At 72.0% G+C, this 17163-nt stretch carries 14 protein-coding genes; 3 read left to right on the forward strand and 11 right to left on the reverse strand.

What is annotated here, in order from left to right; genetic code table 11:
* Nucleotides 1-21 precede the first annotated feature (21 nt).
* Nucleotides 22-699 (reverse strand): response regulator transcription factor, encoded by a 678-nt coding sequence (locus BKI49_RS15090; protein ID WP_018566970.1) that lies wholly within the window; start codon nucleotides 697-699, stop codon nucleotides 22-24.
* 491 nt (nucleotides 700-1190) lie between these two features.
* Between BKI49_RS15090 and BKI49_RS15095 the strand changes: the two genes are divergently transcribed.
* Nucleotides 1191-2687, forward strand: a complete 1497-nt coding sequence (locus tag BKI49_RS15095) for an oligopeptide:H+ symporter (protein ID WP_095934796.1) — start codon at nucleotides 1191-1193, stop codon at nucleotides 2685-2687.
* A 105-nt stretch (nucleotides 2688-2792) separates the two neighbouring features.
* Here BKI49_RS15095 and BKI49_RS15100 read toward each other — a convergent pair whose 3' ends face one another.
* The 6 genes from BKI49_RS15100 to BKI49_RS15125 form a co-directional block, all read right to left on the reverse strand.
* Complete coding sequence (locus BKI49_RS15100) at nucleotides 2793-4091, reverse strand: hypothetical protein (protein WP_095934854.1); 1299 nt, start codon at nucleotides 4089-4091, stop codon at nucleotides 2793-2795.
* A 62-nt stretch (nucleotides 4092-4153) separates the two neighbouring features.
* Entirely contained in the window at nucleotides 4154-5308 is a 1155-nt protein-coding gene (locus tag BKI49_RS15105) for a hypothetical protein (RefSeq protein WP_095934855.1), read from the reverse strand.
* Nucleotides 5309-5322: 14 nt separating this feature from the next.
* Nucleotides 5323-6315, reverse strand: coding sequence for a hypothetical protein (locus BKI49_RS15110; RefSeq protein WP_257004797.1), 993 nt, complete (start codon nucleotides 6313-6315; stop codon nucleotides 5323-5325).
* Nucleotides 6316-6349: 34 nt separating this feature from the next.
* Nucleotides 6350-7054, reverse strand: a complete 705-nt coding sequence (locus tag BKI49_RS15115; RefSeq protein ID WP_095934798.1) for an LPXTG cell wall anchor domain-containing protein — start codon at nucleotides 7052-7054, stop codon at nucleotides 6350-6352.
* Between the two features lie 319 nt (nucleotides 7055-7373).
* Nucleotides 7374-7919 (reverse strand): ATP-binding protein, encoded by a 546-nt coding sequence (locus BKI49_RS15120; protein ID WP_095934799.1) that lies wholly within the window; start codon nucleotides 7917-7919, stop codon nucleotides 7374-7376.
* Between the two features lie 296 nt (nucleotides 7920-8215).
* Complete coding sequence (locus tag BKI49_RS15125) at nucleotides 8216-8584, reverse strand: STAS domain-containing protein (RefSeq protein ID WP_028803863.1); 369 nt, start codon at nucleotides 8582-8584, stop codon at nucleotides 8216-8218.
* 238 nt (nucleotides 8585-8822) lie between these two features.
* Between BKI49_RS15125 and BKI49_RS15130 the strand changes: the two genes are divergently transcribed.
* Nucleotides 8823-9773, forward strand: coding sequence for an RNA polymerase sigma factor SigF (locus BKI49_RS15130; protein ID WP_179332455.1), 951 nt, complete (start codon nucleotides 8823-8825; stop codon nucleotides 9771-9773).
* A 313-nt stretch (nucleotides 9774-10086) separates the two neighbouring features.
* Complete coding sequence (locus BKI49_RS15135; protein ID WP_373557552.1) at nucleotides 10087-11658, forward strand: ricin-type beta-trefoil lectin domain protein; 1572 nt, start codon at nucleotides 10087-10089, stop codon at nucleotides 11656-11658.
* On the opposite strand, the gene hutI is transcribed toward BKI49_RS15135, so the two are convergent.
* Genes hutI through hutU form a run of 4 tightly spaced genes read right to left on the reverse strand, consistent with a single transcriptional unit; the run spans nucleotide 11651 to nucleotide 17071 of the window.
* Complete coding sequence (hutI, locus tag BKI49_RS15140; RefSeq protein ID WP_257004798.1) at nucleotides 11651-12862, reverse strand: imidazolonepropionase; 1212 nt, start codon at nucleotides 12860-12862, stop codon at nucleotides 11651-11653. The two genes, BKI49_RS15135 and hutI, sit on opposite strands and share 8 nt — an antisense overlap.
* Nucleotides 12862-14202, reverse strand: a complete 1341-nt coding sequence (locus tag BKI49_RS15145) for a formimidoylglutamate deiminase (RefSeq protein ID WP_095934802.1) — start codon at nucleotides 14200-14202, stop codon at nucleotides 12862-12864. The genes hutI and BKI49_RS15145 overlap by 1 nt, the downstream gene beginning before the upstream one ends.
* The gene (locus tag BKI49_RS15150; protein ID WP_095934803.1) at nucleotides 14193-15410 is read right to left on the reverse strand and encodes an allantoate amidohydrolase; all 1218 of its coding nucleotides are present in this window, start codon (nucleotides 15408-15410) and stop codon (nucleotides 14193-14195) included. Before BKI49_RS15150 ends, BKI49_RS15145 begins: the two co-directional genes overlap by 10 nt.
* Nucleotides 15407-17071: a urocanate hydratase gene (hutU, locus tag BKI49_RS15155; protein WP_095934804.1), complete on the reverse strand. Its 1665-nt coding sequence runs from the start codon at nucleotides 17069-17071 to the stop codon at nucleotides 15407-15409. The genes BKI49_RS15150 and hutU overlap by 4 nt, the downstream gene beginning before the upstream one ends.
* Nucleotides 17072-17163: the final 92 nt, after the last annotated feature.

Here is a 17163-nt window from a genome sequence, read left to right on the forward strand (position 1 = left end):
CCGGGCCGGGCCGGGGGGCCGTCAGCTCTTCTCGAAGCGGAAGCCGACGCCTCGCACCGTCGCGATGTAGCGGGGGTTCGCCGCGTCGTCGCCGAGCTTCTTGCGCAGCCAGGAGATGTGCATGTCGAGCGTCTTGGTGGAGGACCACCAGGTGGTGTCCCAGACCTCGCGCATGAGCTGGTCGCGGGTGACGACCCGTCCGGCGTCCCGCACCAGCACCCGCAGGAGGTCGAACTCCTTCGCCGTGAGCTGGAGTTCCTCGTCGCCCATCCAGGCGCGGTGCGACTCGACGTCGATGCGCACACCGTGCGTGGCGGGCGGCTGCTGGGGCTCGGCCGCGCCGCGCCGCAGCAGCGCCCGTACCCGGGCGAGGAGTTCGGCGAGCCGGAACGGCTTGGTGACGTAGTCGTCGGCGCCCGCGTCGAGGCCGACGACCGTGTCGACCTCGTCGGCACGCGCGGTCAGGATCAGGATCGGGACGGTGTGGCCCTCGGCGCGCAGCCTGCGCGCCACCTCCAGGCCGTCCATGCCGGGCAGCCCGAGGTCGAGCACGACCAGGTCGACGCCGCCCTGCATTCCGGCGTCCAGCGCGGTGGGTCCGTCCTCGCGCACTTCGACCTCGTAACCCTCCCGGCGCAGGGCGCGGGCCAGCGGCTCCGAGATGGACGCGTCGTCCTCGGCGAGCAGTACACGGGTCATGGGGTGATGGTAGTCCGCCGCGGACGACAGCCGTGTGGTGATCGGCCTCCGTAATTCACACCCTCCACCAGGGGGATTCTTACCTGTGGCTGTGGGATGCGATCCTGGTGACCACCTTCGAATGAGTGTCCGTGGTTCCACGTTCACCTGTGATCCATCTCTCAAGTCCTTCCATATGCCGCATTGACATGTCGTATGGTGACCAGAACGCCTGTAGCACCACACAGGGACCTTTGGCGAGAGATTCACGCTGAAGGTCTCTTTTGTGTGCGGGCTGGTGTTTGCCAGCCTTGAAAGGAATGACCTGTGGCCGGGCCCGAACGCGCCGTTGCGTGAAGGGCGTGGATCCCGGTGGTCGCCGTCCGCCGCTTCGCAATCCGGAGCGGACTCCCCCTGGGCGTGGGGGTGGACGACGTGCTCCGCCGGTGCCGGCAGCCCCCCACCGGGCGCGCAACGCTCATGCCGCGCGTCCCGACCAGCAAGGAACGACCATGGCGTCCAGCCTGACGAAGGACTCGGTCCGCCCGGGCACCCCCGGTTCCGAGAAGACCTTCTTCGGCCACCCCCGCGGACTGGCCACTCTCTTCATGACCGAGATGTGGGAGCGTTTCTCCTACTACGGCATGAGGGCTCTTCTCCCGCTGTACCTGGTCGCGCCGGGCGGCCTCCACCTGAGCGCGGCCACCGCGACCGCGATCTACTCGGTGTACCTGTCGCTCGTGTACCTGCTCGCGCTTCCGGGCGGCTGGTTCGCGGACCGCGTCCTCGGCCCCCGCAAGACCGTCGCCCTCGCGGGCGGGATCATCATGCTGGGTCACCTGACGCTGGCGCTGCCGACGGCCGGCACCTTCTACGCCGGGCTCGGCCTGGTGGCGATCGGTTCCGGTCTGCTGAAGGCCAACATCTCCACGATGGTCGGCCACCTCTACGACGGCCCGGACGACCCGCGCCGTGACGGTGGCTTCACCCTCTTCTACATCGGCATCAACGTCGGTGCGTTCGCCGCTCCGCTGGTCATCGGCACCATCGGCGAGAACGTCAACTGGCACCTGGGCTTCGCCCTCGCCGCGCTCGGCATGGCCCTCGGCCTCGTCCAGTACCTGCTCGGCGGCCGTCACCTGAGCGCGCGTTCCAGCGAGGTCCCCACGCCGCTGTCCGCCGAGGAGAAGGCCGCGACCCTGCGCAAGGCCGCGCTGTGGGCCGGTGTCGCCGTGGTCTTCTACGCGATCGTCGGTTTCTCCGGCCACTACACGCTGAACTGGCTGCTGGTCCCGATCACCATCGCCGGTCTGCTCATCCCGGTCCTGGTCATCGCGCGCATCAAGCGCGACAAGAGCCTCGACCGTGTCGAGCAGTCGAAGATGTCCGCGTACATCTGGTTCTTCGTCGCCGCGGCCGTCTTCTGGATGATCTACGACCAGGGCGGCTCGACCCTGTCGATCTTCGCCGACTCGTCGGCGAAGAACAGCGTCTTCGGCTGGGACTTCCCGGTCTCCTGGTACCAGTCCGTGAACCCGGTTCTGATCATGGCGCTGGCTCCGGTCTTCGCCTGGCTGTGGCTGGCGCTGAACCGCCGCGGCAAGGAGCCGAGCACGGCGGTGAAGTTCGCCTCCGGTCTGATCCTGATCGGTGCGTCGTTCTTCCTCTTCCTGGCGCCGCTGGCGATCGCCGACGGCGGTCACAAGGCCGCCGCCATGTGGCTGGTCGCGATCTACTTCGTGCAGACCGTCGGTGAGCTGACCGTCTCCCCGGTCGGCCTCTCCGTCACCACGAAGATGGCGCCCGCGAAGTACGCCTCCCAGATGATGGGTGTCTGGTTCCTGGCCGTCACCGCCGGTGACGCCACGACCGGTCTGCTCTCCATCGCCGGCGTCGACCTCAACAAGACGGGCATCGTCGCCCTGCAGGCCGCGCTCGCCGTGGCCGCCGGTTTCGCCGTCTGGATGTACCGCAAGAGGGTCAAGGAGCTCATGGGCGACGTCCACTGACGGACTCCCGCCTCCACGCGCCGAAGGGCCGTCGCACCGACCGGTGCGACGGCCCTTCGGCGTTGCGGCCCAGCCGGAGGACGGCTGCTCCGCGGCGACGGTCCGTCAGCCGCCCGCCCTGCGTCCCGGCAGGAACGTGAAGACCGCTCCGCCCAGCAGGACGACCGTCCCGGCGACCAGGCCGAGGGCCTTGAGCGCCCCGTGGCTGTCGGAGCCGGTCTCCGCGAGACCTTCGCCGGACGCCGTGCCGCCGGAGCCCGAGGCGGCGGAACCGCCGCCCGAGGCCCCGCTCGCCTGCTCCGTGGTGTCCAGGGTCAGCGAGACCTCGGACTTCGTCGGGGTGCAGGTCGTCGTCGTACCGAGCGCCTTCACCGTCAGCACGCCCGGGGAGAGGGTGGAGCTGCCGCTCGCGCCCGGCTTGTAGGTGCCGGTGAGGTCGGGGATCTCGATCGGGTCGCCCGACTTGATCGCCTTGGCGTTGGTCGGCCCCTCGACGTGCACGGTGCCCTTGTCCGACCCGCCCAGGACCACCTCCATCGACGGCTTGACCGAGTCGGCGGGGATGTCGGCGGGGCTGTCCATCACGGACTTCTTGAACTGCACGGTGAGGTCGAAACTCCCGCCGTCCTTCTTGGCGTTGATCTGCACGGGAGAGGTGGCGTTCTTGTCTCCGATGGGCGTCTTGCACGCGTAGGGGACGGAGACCTCCTTGCCCGTGAAGTCCGACTGGCCGCCGCCGTCACCGCCGGTGGTGGATCCGCCGGTGTCGCTGCCGTCGCTCTCACTGGCGCTCGGGGACGGGGTCGCCGAGCCGGTGGGCAGTGTGGGCAGCCCGGTCGGGAGGGTCGGCGTCACCGTGGGCAGACCGCCCGTCGTGCCGCCCGTGTCTCCCCCGCTTCCCGTCACCTTGATGGTCGCCGCCGGTTTCACCGTCTCCTTCGGCGTGCACTTCGTGTCGGTGGACAGCGGCTTGCTGACGTTGATGTTGTACGCGTCCGGGGTCAGCGTGACGTCTCCGGCCGCGGTGAGTTTCAGCTTGCCGGTCATGTCGGACAGCTTCATGTCGCTGTTCTTGGGGATCGCCGGGTTGGACCGCGGCCCCTCCATCGCGATGTCGGCGGTCTGCGCGCCGGCCGCCTTCAGCGTGCCCGTCGGCTTGACCGTGTCCTTGTCGAGGTCGAGGACGTCGGGATTCTTGGAGGCCGCCTGGACGAACTTCCAGGTGATGGTGACCTCGTCGCCGACCTTCGCCTCTGCGGGCGCGGTGACCTCGACCTTCGTGGTGCCCTCGACCGGGGGCAGCCCGGAGATCGAGGGCGGGATGCACTCGGTCTTGTACGACACCTCGGCGGCCTGCGCCGGGGCCGCGGCCACACCCAGCAGGATGCCCGCGCCGCCGAGCATCAGCGCGACCCCGGCCGCGCTCACTCTCCGCCCCGGTCCCGGTGCCACTCTCCGTTGCTCGCTCACGTATGTCCCTTCCTCGTCTGACTCGTCCGAGTCGTCGGGCTGTTGTCCTGCGGTGCGGAGAGCTGACCGTTCGCCGCGGTTTCCGGACCGTTGTCCGGGGTGAACCACGGCAGGGTCGGGTTCGTGGAGTTCGAGGACGCCGCCGGCGCCGTGCGCCGCTTCGGTGCCTTCCGGGTCTTCGGTGCCGCCGGCCGCCCGGGGGCCGTGTCGTCGGAGGCCGGGGACAGCGCCGGCCGCGGCAGGCGCAGGACGAGTCCGGGAAGCCTCGGGACCCGGCGGCGGGCCCGCCCGGTCGACCTGCGCGGCCGTACCCGGTCCACCACGGCCATCCCGGCACGGAACACGGCGGCCGGGACGACCAGGCAGAGCAGGATCCAGAAGACGGTCACGCCCCAGGGGCGGCCCACGCCCCACGGCTGCTCGGCGAGCACCTTGCCGCCGTACTTGAGCGAGACGCTGTAGTCGCCGTGCGCCCCGGCCGACAGTTCGACCGGGAGCTTGATCTGTGCCTTCCGGCCGGGCGCGATCGTGCCGCGCCACTGCTGCTCCTCCCACTGCGGCGCGAACACGCCGTGGGAGGTGCCGACCTGGAAGAGGGGGTTCTTCACGGGGGCGGTGCCGACGTTGCCGACGGTGAAGACGAGGGTGCGCGAGGGCGGTGAGCCGAACCAGGTGAGCAGGCCGTCGGACCCGTCGAGCCGGGTGTCCGTGAGCACCGACAGGCGCCCGCCGCTCTCCTCCTTCGGCAACGGCTCGACCGAGTGCCCGGCCACCATGAAGATCGCGTCCGCCTCGGCCTTCTCGCCGGTGACGGTGGCGACGTGCACCACGCACGGGCACGGTTTCGGCGGCTCGGCGACCGGCAGCCGCTTGCTGAAGTCGCCCTTCGCGTCGGTGGTGACGGCCCGGCCGTCGGCGTTGGCGCAGGAGTTGGTGCCGCCGATCACCCCTCGGGACGGCACGGACTGACCGCAGATCAGCATCATCAGCAGCGCCTTGGGGCGCCACCCGCTGCCGGTCACGGTGATCGAACCGCCGGTCCCCGCCTGCGAGGCGGACAGCCGCACGCCCGGCTTCCCGTCGGCGGCCACGGCGGCCGTTCCCACCGCCGGGACCAGGACGAGCGCGAGCGCCGCGCCCAGCGCCGCCATCCGCACCTTGACGCTCACGACACCGCTCCCGTCAGTTCGACTTCCGCACACGGCTCTTCACTCGCCCCGCCGCGGCCCGTCCCGCCACCGGTGCGGCGCCGTACGACGACGAGGGCGCCCACCGCCGCGAGGGCGCCCGCCACCCCGGCCACCGGGCCCCACGGCACGAACCGCACCGACGTGGTCGAGGTGTCGCGTGCGCCGCCCGCGGCCGTCACGGTCAGCCGGACGTCGACCGAGTCCAGCGCCGGCGGGTCGTGCCACGGCTCGCTGAGCATGACGCGGCGGCCCGGCAGGAGTTCGACGGGCAGGGCGCGCGGAGCACGGTCGAGGAGCTCGCCGAGGACGCCTTCGGCATGGACCGCGAGTCTCGGGGCGAGGACGGTGGTGCCGCGGTTGACCAGCTCGTAGGAGATCCGGTCGTGGCGCACGGTGACGTGCTCGACGGTGAGCGCCGACAGCGTGGGTCCGCCGACGCGCAGGTGGACGCGGACCGCCGAGGACCGTCCGCCGGCGCTCGCGACGATCGCGCCGGGATGGTCGCCGGGTGCGGCCCCCGCCGGGACCCTCACGGTGAACGGCACGTCGGCGCGGGTGCGGGCCGGGACCCGCACCGCCACCGTGCGCACCCCGGCCCGCCGGCCGGCGTGGGCGTCGGCGGCGCGGTCGCCGGTCCCGGTCTCCCGTGCGAAGCCGATCCACGCGCCGGTGTCCGACGACCTGCTCCGCACGGTGAAGGCGCCGTCCGCGGTGTTGTCGGCGTCCGCGCCGCGCAGCCGTACGGTGAGCGGCTCCGGGCCCGGGTTCAGCACGGACACCGAGTCCTGGAGCACCGCGCCGGCGGCTCCCTCCGCGTAGACGTAGGGGCGGGCGCCGGCCGGGTCCGCCGTGCTCGTGGACGGCACCACGGACCAGCCGTCGGCCCCGAGGGCCGCGGTCGCGGGCGCCGCGACCGACAGCGCCAGGGTCAGGCCCAGCGCACGGGCGGCGAAGAGTGCGTACGGCATCGGCGGCTCCCTGGGGCTTCGGGCGTGCGAGGCGTCAGCGGCGTACCGCCTGATGCCTGCGCGTGAGCCACAGGACGCCGGCCGCCCCCGCGAGCAGCACCGTGCCGCCGAGGGTGCCGAGGGCGATCGCCGAGTCCTCCGGGCCGGTCTGCGGAAGCTCGCCGCCGGAGTCCGAACCGGCCTGGCTCTGGCTCGAACCCGACGAGCCCGAGCCGCCGCCCGCGGCCGTGACGTCGAGGGTCAGGGAGGGCTTGGGGTCGTTCGAGGGGGTGCACGTGGTGGTCGTGCCGAGGGCCTTGATGGTGAGCACGCCCGCGGTGAAGGTGACCTTGCCGGACTTCTTCGGCGTGTACGTGCCGCTCAAGTCGCTGATCTTGATGGGGGTGTTGGCGGGGATCGCCGCCGCGTTGGCGGGCCCGCTCACCGCCACCGTTCCGCTGTCCGCGCCGCCCACCTTGATCACGGCGCTCGGCTTCATCGCGCCCTTGCCCAGCTCCACCGGGCTGGAGGAGACGCCCTTCTGCCAGGACATCGTGAGCTTGTAGCCGCTGCCGCTCTTGACGCTCTTGATGTCGATCGGCGAGACGGCGCTCTTGTCGCCGATCGGCGTCTTGCACTGGTAGTTGACGTTCACCACGGCGGCCTGGGCTGCGGGGGCGGCCATCAGCACCGCCGAGCCGGCCAGGGCCGCGGCGGACGCGAGCGCGGCGGTTCGTTTCTGGTACGTCCGGTACGACACCTCGAAGTCCCTCCGTCGCCGAGATTTCCTGACGGCACATCAGATCGGGCGCTCAAAGTACGCCCGGGGTCTTGCGGAGGGAAGACAAAGTGCGCGCCGGATCTGAGGAGATCCGGCGCGCATGCGGCGACGTACGAAGAAGGGTTCGAACCGCCGGTAACCCCAGTTGCCGGGGCGGGACGGACACGGGGCGGCGGGTGCGCGAGGGCGCGGCGCGCCGTGGGCGGCGGGTGCGCGCGTGCCGGGCGGGGCGCGGCGTGGCGGATGTGCGCACGCCGGGCGCGCGCCGCACGAGGACCGTACGGCGGTTCCGCGAGGGCTACGCGGGCGCCCCGAGCTCCGCCCACACGGTCTTGCCCGCGACACCCGGGGTCCGCACGACACCCCAGTCGAGGCACAGCCGCTGCACGATGAACATGCCGTGGCCGCCGGGACGGCCGGCGCGGTGCGGGGTGCGCGGCGCGGGCTGGCCGTTGCCCCGGTCGGAGACCTCGATGCGCAGCACCTTGTTGTCGCAGCTGATCCTGAGTTCGTCCGGACCCTCGGCATGCAGGCAGGCGTTGGTGACAAGTTCGGAGACGACCAGCAGGACGTCCTCGGCGGCGGCCCGCTGATCGGCGCCCGAGGCGGGCAGCCAGCCCCACGCGTACAGCGCCTGGCGGGCGAAGTCGCGGGCGAGCGGCACCACGCCGCTCGCGCCGTCGAAGTTCAGCCTGCGGGCCTGGCGGTCGGCGGAGGGGACGGCCGCGACGACCGGGGGCGCACCGTCTCCGGGCGCCAAGCCGCCCACGGACGCCCCGGAAGCGCCGCCGTCGCCCGACTCCGGGCCGCGGTCGCCCGGCGGGTAAGGCCGGGTGGTGCTCATCAGCGCTTCACCTCACCGATTCACCGGTTCACAATTCAAGACTCGGTACGTTTCAGATCTCAGTACGTGCGGATCGAACTTGTGGATCAAACATGCGGACCGACGGCGTGTGCACCGCCGCTCCGCTCCCGCCGCCGGCACATGTGCTGCCGACACGTTCAGGATGTCTCCTGCCCGACCGAACCGTCCGAACACCCACTTATTCGGCACGGAACGTGTGACGCGGGTAACGCATCGGTCACTCAGGGGCAACTGGGGCACAACCTCGAGGCGGGAGGGCCTGCGGAACAGGGCGATCAGCCGGCGAGGGCGGCTTCGAGCGTCTCGTGGACGGTGAAGACGGCCTCGGCCCCGGTGATCTCGAAGACCCGGGCGACCACGGGCTGCATCGCCGCCAGATGGACCCCACCGCCCGCGGCCTCGGCCTTCAGCCGGGCACCGAGCAGCACATTGAGTCCGGTCGAATCACAGAACTCAAGGCGTGAGCAGTCGACGACCAACCGTGAGTACCCCTTTTCGAGGCACTTCTCGAGTGGCTCACGCAACAATTCGGCCGTGTGGTGATCCAACTCACCCGCGGGAGTCACGACGGCGCTTGAGCCCTCTTCCCGCACCTCGACAAGAAGCCGGCCCGACTGTGCGCTGCCGACCGTCCCGCGGTCCATGCCGTCTCTCTCCCGGGTGTCGTGACTGCTGAAATCTGCACTTGAACACTACGCCTTCCCTACGACCCCCGACACCCGAACAACCCCCTGAAAATGGACATTTCACCGCGAATCATACTTGCGGTGACCTTGTGAAAGCGGGTAGGGCTAGTAGAGACACGTATTCGACACGGCCGGCTTTGGAGGCGCCGCACACCGCAGTGCACGTATTGGCTTCGGCGGCCATATGCCGAGAACGATGGAGGACATCATGTCACCCCGGCTCGACGCATCGCAGACCCAGACGGCGACGTCGACACCTTCTCTGGACCTTCCGGAGCACCTCGAAAGGACCGGTGGCCCCGATTCGGCCGCCGAAACCCACGAGTTCGACGGTTTCGACGCCCTCGCCGGACTTCCTGAGATCCCCCCGTACGACGAGGTGGGGCCGGTGGACGCACGGGCTCTGTCCAAGACGCTCTTCCAGCGGCTCGAGTCTCTCGAAGAGGGCACCCACGAGCATGCCTACGTACGCAACACGCTCGTCGAACTGAACCTCGCGCTGGTGAAGTTCGCCGCCTCCCGCTTCCGCTCGCGCAGCGAGCCGATGGAGGACATCATCCAGGTCGGCACCATCGGCCTGATCAAGGCGATCGACCGCTTCGAGCTGAGCCGCGGCGTCGAGTTCCCCACGTTCGCCATGCCGACGATCATCGGCGAGATCAAGCGCTTCTTCCGGGACACGTCGTGGTCCGTGCGGGTGCCGCGCAGGCTGCAGGAACTCCGCCTGGACCTCGCCAAGGCGGGCGACGAACTCGCCCAGCAGCTGGACCGCGCCCCGACCGTCGGTGAACTCGCCGGACGCCTCGGCATCAGCAACGACGAGGTCGTCGAGGGCATGGCCGCCTCGAACGCGTACACGGCCAGTTCGCTGGACGCCCAGCCCGAGGAGGACGACTCCGAGGGCGCGCTCGCGGACCGCATCGGCTACGAGGACCACGGCCTCGAAGGCATCGAGTACGTCGAGTCCCTGAAGCCCCTGATCGCCGAACTCCCGCCGCGCGACCGGAAGATCCTCTCGCTGCGCTTCGTCGCCAACATGACCCAGTCCGAGATCGGCGACGAACTCGGCATCTCCCAGATGCACGTCTCCCGGCTGCTGTCCCGCACGCTGGTGCGGTTGCGCAAGGGGCTGACCGTCGAGGAATGACCTCCCCCGCCCTCGCCGGGCCGACCGCGTCCCACCGGTCGGCGTCCGGCTGAGCGGCGTCCGGCCGACCGGCTGTGTCCGGTACCCGATCGCCCGGGTACCGGACACAGCCGGTTCCGGGCCCGCCGCGAGGCCGACGTGCCCGCCACCCGGCGCCGCCGGCGACCGCCGCGGTCACGGCTTGGCATCAAGCCGAGTTACCCCCGGAAACCCCTTTTCCCGCCGGATCGCCTCCACCACTATGGGCCCCCCATACCCGCCGGTAGGTCAGGGCTCCGGCGGGCGGGCCGAGGGGATGCGAGGAGGCACGGGAATGGCTGGGGCCGGCCGGACCGACGCTGAGGACACCGGGGACGAGGCCGGGGGCGAGGGCATGTTCGCCACCGTCTCCGACGCGCAGCTCACCGAACTGCTGCGCGCCGACACCCCGACCGCGTATCCGGCGCTGCGCGAACTGCGCCTGCGCCACCGGCCCGCGGTCCACGCCTACGCCCGCATGTGCACGGCGGGCGAGGCCGCCGCCCGCCAACTGACCGCGCAGGCCTTCGCGCTCGCCGCCCGCGACACCGCGCTCGGCAGCGACCCGCGCGGACCGTGGCGCCATCAACTCCTGCTCCTCGTAGGACAGGTGGCCGTCTCCTGGGCCACCGGGGAACGCGCGAGCCGCCTCGACCCCGACCTGCTCGGACGGCTCCTGCACGCCGGTCCCGACGGCCCCGTCCCGCCGATGCTCGACGCCTTCGCGTCACTGCCGACCCGCGTCCAGGGACTCGTCTGGTACGGCGTCGTCGACGAGGAACCCGACGAGCGGACCGCGACGCTCCTCGGCATCACCCCGCAGGACGCGACCTACGGGCGCGGACCGGCCTTCCAGGCCCTGCGCCAGGCCTGTCTGAAGACCCGCCTCGCCCGCTCCGGCAACCCGCGATGCCAGGACTTCCGGCGGCTGATCGAGGAGGCCGCGCACCCCGAGAGCCCCCGCTACAGCGCCGACCTGCACGCCCACATGGCGCACTGCGGACACTGCGCCGCCGCGTACGAGGAGCTGGGCGCCCTGCGGGACACCCCGCGCGAGGCCCTGGCGGAGGGGCTGCTGCCGTGGGGAGGTGCCGCTCTCGTGGGGCGCCGCGACGGGGAGCACCGGACCGCGCCCGCCGCGCGGGACGGCTGGGCCGGACTGCCCTCGCGGCGCTTCGTGCTGGTCTCCGCCGCGCTCGGCGTCGCGGTGGCGCCGCTGCTGCTGTTCCTGCTGACGTCCGGCGGCTCGGACCCCGCGCCCACGGCCGGAACGGTCCGCACCCCCGAGGCGCCGCCCCCTGTGACGGTGACGGCGACGGTCTCCGCGTCCGCGTCGCCTTCCCCGTCCGCCACCTCCCGGCGCCCCAGCCGGCCGCCGACGCCCTCACCGACCGCGAAGCCGTCGAAGACGCCCGCGAAGACGCCGAAGCCGTCGCCGACGCGCAGCGCCTCCCGTCCGCCGGACGGCACCTTCGCCCAGGTGGTGAACATCGGCTCCGGCCGATGCCTGGACATCCGCGACGGCGACCTGGACCGCGGCACGGACGTGATCACGGCCCGCTGCACCTCGTCGCCCACCCAGATGTGGCGCGTCGACACCGACCGCGACGTCCTCCAGTCGTACGCCGACCCGGACTACTGCCTCGACAGCCGCGGCGACACCGACCGGGGCGTCGGCATCTGGGAGTGCGACTCGGTCTACGGCTCCCACGGCCAGAACCTGCGCTTCACCGTGGACGGCGACGGCGTGATCCGGCCCGCCATCGCCCCGGACCACGCGGTCACCCCGGACGGCTACGGCGTCGCGCTCTTCACCGTCGGGGGAGGCGAGGACCAGCGCTGGCGCGCCGGGGCGACGGCTACGTGACCGGGACGCCGCGCCGCCACACGCGCGACACGAGCGGGACGCCCGGCCGGTAGGCCAGGTGCACATGGCTCGGGGCGTCGAGCAGGGCCAGGTCGGCGAAGGCGCCCGGGGTGAGACGGCCGACGTCGTCACGGCGCAGGGCCGCCGCCCCGCCCGCCGTCGCCGACCAGAGCGCCTCGTCCGGGGTCATCCGCATGTCGCGCACGGCCAGGGCGATGCAGAAGGGCACGGACGACGTGAAGGACGACCCCGGGTTGCAGTCCGTGGACAGGGCGACGGTGACGCCCGCGTCCAGGATGCGGCGGGCGTCGGGCCATTCGGCGCGGGTGGAGAACTCGGCGCCGGGCAGCAGCGTGGCCACGGTCCGGCTGTTGGCCAGGGCGTCCACGTCGGCGTCCGTCAGATGCGTGCAGTGGTCCGCGCTCGCCGCGTCCAGTTCCACGGCGAGCTGGACGCCGGGGCCGTAGGAGAGCTGGTTGGCGTGGACGCGCGGGTGCAGGCCCTTCGCCTTGCCCGCCGTGAGGATCGCGCGCGCCTGGTCGCCGTCGAAGGCGCCCTTCTCGCAGAACACGTCGACCCACCGGGCGTACGGGGCGCAGGCGTCGAGCATCTCGCCGGTGACCAGGGCCACGTACCCGGCCGGATCGTCCGCGTGGTCCGGCGGGACGATGTGGGCGCCGAGATAGGTGACCTCGTCGGTGTGCGCCGCCGCGATGCGCAGGGCCCGCGCCTCGTCCTCGACGGTCAGGCCGTAGCCCGACTTCGTCTCGAACGTGGTCGTGCCCTGGCGCAGGGCCTCGGCCAGGTAGTGCGTGAGGTTGCGCTCCAGGGCCGCGTCGTCCGCGGCGCGGGTCGCGGCGACGGTGGTGCGGATGCCGCCCGCCGTGTAACCGCGGCCCGACATACGGGCGTTGAACTCCTCGGTGCGGTCGCCCGCGAAGACGAGGTGCGAGTGGGAGTCGACGAAGCCGGGGATCACGGCCCGGCCCCCGGCGTCGACCCGGTCGTCGGCGGCGGGTGCCTTGTCCGACGCACCGGTCCACGCGATGCGGTCGCCGTCGATGACGACGGCCGCGTCCCGGATCAGGCCCAGGGGCGACCCGTCACCGAGGGAGGGGTCGTTGGTGACCAGGCTTGCGATGTTCGTGATGACGGTGGTGCTGCTCATGGCGTCCTCAGGGGTGGCGGGACTGCGGGTGGGCATCAGGCGCGCAGGGCTTCGACGGCGTCCGCGAGCGCGGTCGGCACGTCCGGCACGAGCGTGTGCACCCCGTCCCGTACGACGTGCCGGCCGGCCACGACCGTATGGCGTACGTCGGCCCCCGTCGCGGCGAACACGGCCGTCTCGGCGCCGAGGCGCGGCAGGGGTCCCGCCGTTCTGACCGTGTCGAGGGCGATCGTGGTGAAGTCGGCGGGCGCGCCCGCTTCGAGGATGCCGGCGTCGTCCCAGCCGAGGGCCGCGTGGCCGTCGGCGGAGGCGGCGCGCAGCAGGGCGGCCGCCGTCCAGTGACCGCGGGTCCGGGTGCGCAGGCGCTCGTTCAGCTCCATCGCGCGGGCCTCTTCGAGCAGGTCGATGACGGCGTGGCTGTCGGAGCCCAGGGACAAGGGCGAGCCGGCCCGCTGGAGGGCGACGGCCGGCCCGATGCCGTCCGCCAGGTCGCGTTCGGTGGTCGGGCACATGCAGGTGCCGGTGCCCGAACCGCCGATCAGGACGATGTCCTCGTCCGTGAGGTGCGTGTTGTGGACGCCGGTCGTGCGCGGCCCGAGGACTCCGTGGTCGGCCAGGAGCCGTGTGGGCGTGCAGCCGTGCGCTTCCCGGCAGGCCTCGTTCTCCGCCGTCTGCTCGGACAGGTGGGCGTGCAGCGGGGCCCGCCGTTCCTCGGCCCAGCGCGCCACGGTCGACAGCTGGTCCGCGGGCACGGCCCGTACGGAGTGGACGGCGGCACCGATCCGTGCGTGCTCCCGGTCCTTGAGCAGCGAGGCGCGCTGCGCCCAGGCGTCGGCCGTGCCGTCCGAGAAGCGCCGCTGGTGCGCGTTGGGCGGCTGTCCGAAGCCGGAGGAGAGGTAGGCCGTGTCGAGGAGGGTGATGCGGATCCCGGCCTCCCGCGCGGCCTCGATCAGCGCTTCGCCCATCGCGTTCGGGTCGGCGTACGGGGCGCCGCCGGGGGCGTGGTGCACGTAGTGGAACTCGCCGACCGCGGTGACGCCCGCGAGCGCCATCTCCGCGTACACCGCGCGGGCGAGGGCGCGGTAGGTGTCCGGGGTCAGCCGGTCGGCGAAGGAGTACATGACCTCGCGCCAGGTCCAGAAGGTCCCGGAGCCGACCTGGACGGTGCCGCGCAGGGCCCGGTGGAAGGCGTGCGAGTGGGCGTTGGCGAGTCCCGGGAGGGTGAGTCCGCGCAGGATCTCGGCGCCCGGCGGCGGGGTCTCGGCTCCGGTGCGGACCGCGGTGATGCGGCCGTCCCGTACGTCCAGGGCGACGCCCGGCTCGACGTGGGTGTCGAGCCAGGCGTGTTCCAGCCAGTACGTCTGCGTCACCTGCAGGCCAGCCCTTCGAGTACGTCGGCGAGTGCGGTCACCCCGGCCACGCAGTCGTCCTCGGCGGCGTGCTCGGCCGGGGAGTGCGAGACGCCCGTGGGGTTGCGTACGAACAGCATGGCGGTCGGCACGGTGCCGGAGAGGATTCCGGCGTCGTGTCCGGCACCCGTACCCAGAACGGGGACGGTGAGGTCCGCCTCCTTGCCCAGGATGCGCGCGAGTTCGTCGCGCAGCGCGTGCTCGAACTCCACGACGGGGGTGAACGACTCGCGGACGACGTCGAGTTCGATGCCGTGCGCCTCGGCGTACTCGCGGGCCGCCTTCTCGACGCCGGTGACGACGGTGTCGAGGGTCGGCTGGTCGGCGGCGCGGGAGTCGAGCCAGCCGCGGACGAGGGAGGGGATCGCGTTCACGCCGTTCGGCTCGACGGAGATCTTCCCGAAGGTGGCGACGGCACCGGCGAGTTCCGCCTCGCGCCTGGCGGCGAGCACGGTCTCGGCGTAGGACAGCATCGGATCACGGCGGTCCACGAGCCGGGTCGTGCCCGCGTGGTTGGCCTCGCCGCGGAAGTCGAACCGCCACCGCCCGTGCGGCCAGATGGCGCTGGCGATGCCGACCCGGTCGCCGCTCAGGTCGAGGGCGCGGCCCTGTTCGACGTGCAGCTCGACGAAGGCGCCGATCCGGGCGAGCCGCTCGGGGTCGGGCCCGATCGTGGCGGGGTCGTACCCGGCCCGTTCCATGGCCTGCGGCAGGGTCACGCCGTCCGCGTCGGTGAGCCGGTGGGCCTGTTCGACGGTCAGCTGTCCGGCCGCGAGCCGGGAGCCGACGCAGGCGAGCCCGAACCGGGCGCCCTCCTCGTCGCCGAAGTTGACGATGGCCACGGGCTTGGTGAACCGGACGCCCCTCGCGCGGAGTTCGTCGAGCGCGGCGAAGGAGGACACGACACCGAGGGGCCCGTCGAAGGCGCCTCCATCGGGGACCGAGTCCAGGTGCGATCCGGTGACCACGGCGTCCTGCCCGGCGGGGTCGCCGAGCCAGGCCCACTGGTTGCCGTTCCGGTCGAGCTCGTAGGTCAGGCCGCGGGTCTCGGCCTGGTCCTTGAACCAGGCCCTGCAGTCGGCGTCGGCACCGGTCCAGGCGAACCGGCGGTATCCGCCGGAGGCGGAGCTGCGGCCGACCGGCAGCAGCTCCGCCCACATGCTCCGGAAGCTCACGCCTCGCCGCCCTCACGCATCGGCACGCGCACGCCGCGCTCGTCGGCGACCGACTCGGCGATGTCGTAACCGGCGTCGACGTGACGGATGACGCCCATGCCGGGGTCGTTCGTCAGGACCCGGCGGATCTTCTCGCCGGCCAGCTTCGTGCCGTCGGCGACGGAGACCTGGCCCGCGTGGATGGACCGGCCCATGCCGACGCCGCCGCCGTGGTGGAGGGAGACCCAGGAGGCGCCGGAGGCGACGTTCACCATGGCGTTCAGCAGCGGCCAGTCGGCGATCGCGTCCGAGCCGTCGAGCATGGCCTCCGTCTCGCGGTACGGGGAGGCGACGGAACCGCAGTCGAGGTGGTCCCGGCCGATGGCCAGCGGTGCCTGGAGCTCGCCGCTCGCGACCATGTCGTTGAACCGCTCGCCGGCCTTGTCGCGCTCGCCGTAGCCGAGCCAGCAGATGCGGGCGGGCAGGCCCTGGAAGTGGACGCGCTCGCCGGCCATCTTGATCCAGCGGTGCAGGGACTCGTTCTCCGGGAAGAGGTCGAGGATCGCCTTGTCGGTCTTGGCGATGTCGGAGGCCTCGCCGGACAGGGCCGCCCAGCGGAAGGGGCCCTTGCCCTCGCAGAACAGGGGGCGGATGTAGGCGGGGACGAAGCCGGGGAAGGCGAACGCCCGGTCGTACCCGGCGAGCTGGGCCTCGCCGCGGATCGAGTTGCCGTAGTCGAAGACCTCCGCGCCGGCGTCCATGAAGCCGACCATCGCCTCGACGTGCTTGGCCATCGACTCGCGGGCGCGGGCGGTGAAGCCGGCCGGGTCCTTGGCGGCCGCGTCGGCCATGTCGTCGAAGTCGACGCCGACGGGGAGGTAGGCGAGCGGGTCGTGGGCCGAGGTCTGGTCGGTCACGATGTCGATGGGGGCGCCCTCGGCGAGCATGCGGGGCAGCAGCTCCGCCGCGTTGCCGAGCAGGCCGATGGAGAGCGGCTTGCGCTGGTCGCGGGCCTCGGTGGCCAGCTGGAGGGCGTGCTCCAGGGAGTCGGCCTTCACGTCGAGGTAGCGGTGTTCGATGCGGCGCTCGATCGCGCGGGGGTCGACGTCGATGCAGATCGCGACGCCGTCGTTCATCGTCACGGCCAGCGGCTGGGCGCCGCCCATGCCGCCGAGGCCGGCGGTCAGGGTGATGGTGCCCGCGAGCGTGCCGTTGAACTTCTTCGCGGCGACGGCGGCGAAGGTCTCGTAGGTGCCCTGGAGGATGCCCTGGGTGCCGATGTAGATCCAGGAGCCGGCCGTCATCTGGCCGTACATGGTGAGGCCGAGGGCCTCCAGGCGCCGGAACTCCTCCCAGTTGGCCCAGTCGCCCACCAGGTTGGAGTTGGCGATGAGGACGCGCGGGGCCCACTCGTGGGTCTGCATGACGCCGACGGGACGGCCGGACTGGACGAGCATCGTCTCGTCCTGCTTCAGGGTCTGCAGCGTGCGGACCATGGCGTCGAAGGAGCGCCAGTCACGGGCGGCCTTGCCGGTGCCGCCGTAGACGACGAGCTTGTCGGGGTGCTCGGCGACCTCGGGGTCGAGGTTGTTCTGCAGCATCCGCAGGGCGGCTTCCTGCTGCCATCCCAGGGCGCTCAGTTCCGTACCGCGCGGCGCTCGGACGGGGCGGGGTCCTGACATGGGCTGCCTCCTGTGCGGACGGGTCCGGTGTCCGGACTGTTCAGCGACTGTTGCTATGGATATTCACATCCTGACTTCTTGAATAGAGCTAG

This window comes from Streptomyces sp. Tue6028, from assembly GCF_002300165.1.
Classification (GTDB): domain Bacteria; phylum Actinomycetota; class Actinomycetes; order Streptomycetales; family Streptomycetaceae; genus Streptomyces; species Streptomyces siamensis.

Bases quoted from the DNA above. Each gene is read 5' to 3' on its own strand.
- hutI (WP_257004798.1), bottom strand. From the start codon at position 12,862: ATGCCCACCCGCAGTCCCGCCACCCCTGAGGACGCCATGAGCAGCACC.
- BKI49_RS15090 (WP_018566970.1), bottom strand. From the start codon at position 699: ATGACCCGTGTACTGCTCGCCGAGGACGACGCGTCCATCTCGGAGCCG.
- BKI49_RS15120 (WP_095934799.1), bottom strand. From the start codon at position 7,919: ATGAGCACCACCCGGCCTTACCCGCCGGGCGACCGCGGCCCGGAGTCG.
- BKI49_RS15130 (WP_179332455.1), top strand. From the start codon at position 8,823: ATGGAGGACATCATGTCACCCCGGCTCGACGCATCGCAGACCCAGACG.
- BKI49_RS15125 (WP_028803863.1), bottom strand. From the start codon at position 8,584: ATGGACCGCGGGACGGTCGGCAGCGCACAGTCGGGCCGGCTTCTTGTC.
- BKI49_RS15105 (WP_095934855.1), bottom strand. From the start codon at position 5,308: ATGGCGGCGCTGGGCGCGGCGCTCGCGCTCGTCCTGGTCCCGGCGGTG.
- BKI49_RS15135 (WP_373557552.1), top strand. From the start codon at position 10,087: ATGGCTGGGGCCGGCCGGACCGACGCTGAGGACACCGGGGACGAGGCC.
- BKI49_RS15095 (WP_095934796.1), top strand. From the start codon at position 1,191: ATGGCGTCCAGCCTGACGAAGGACTCGGTCCGCCCGGGCACCCCCGGT.
- BKI49_RS15100 (WP_095934854.1), bottom strand. From the start codon at position 4,091: ATGCTCGGCGGCGCGGGCATCCTGCTGGGTGTGGCCGCGGCCCCGGCG.
- BKI49_RS15110 (WP_257004797.1), bottom strand. From the start codon at position 6,315: ATGCCGTACGCACTCTTCGCCGCCCGTGCGCTGGGCCTGACCCTGGCG.
- hutU (WP_095934804.1), bottom strand. From the start codon at position 17,071: ATGTCAGGACCCCGCCCCGTCCGAGCGCCGCGCGGTACGGAACTGAGC.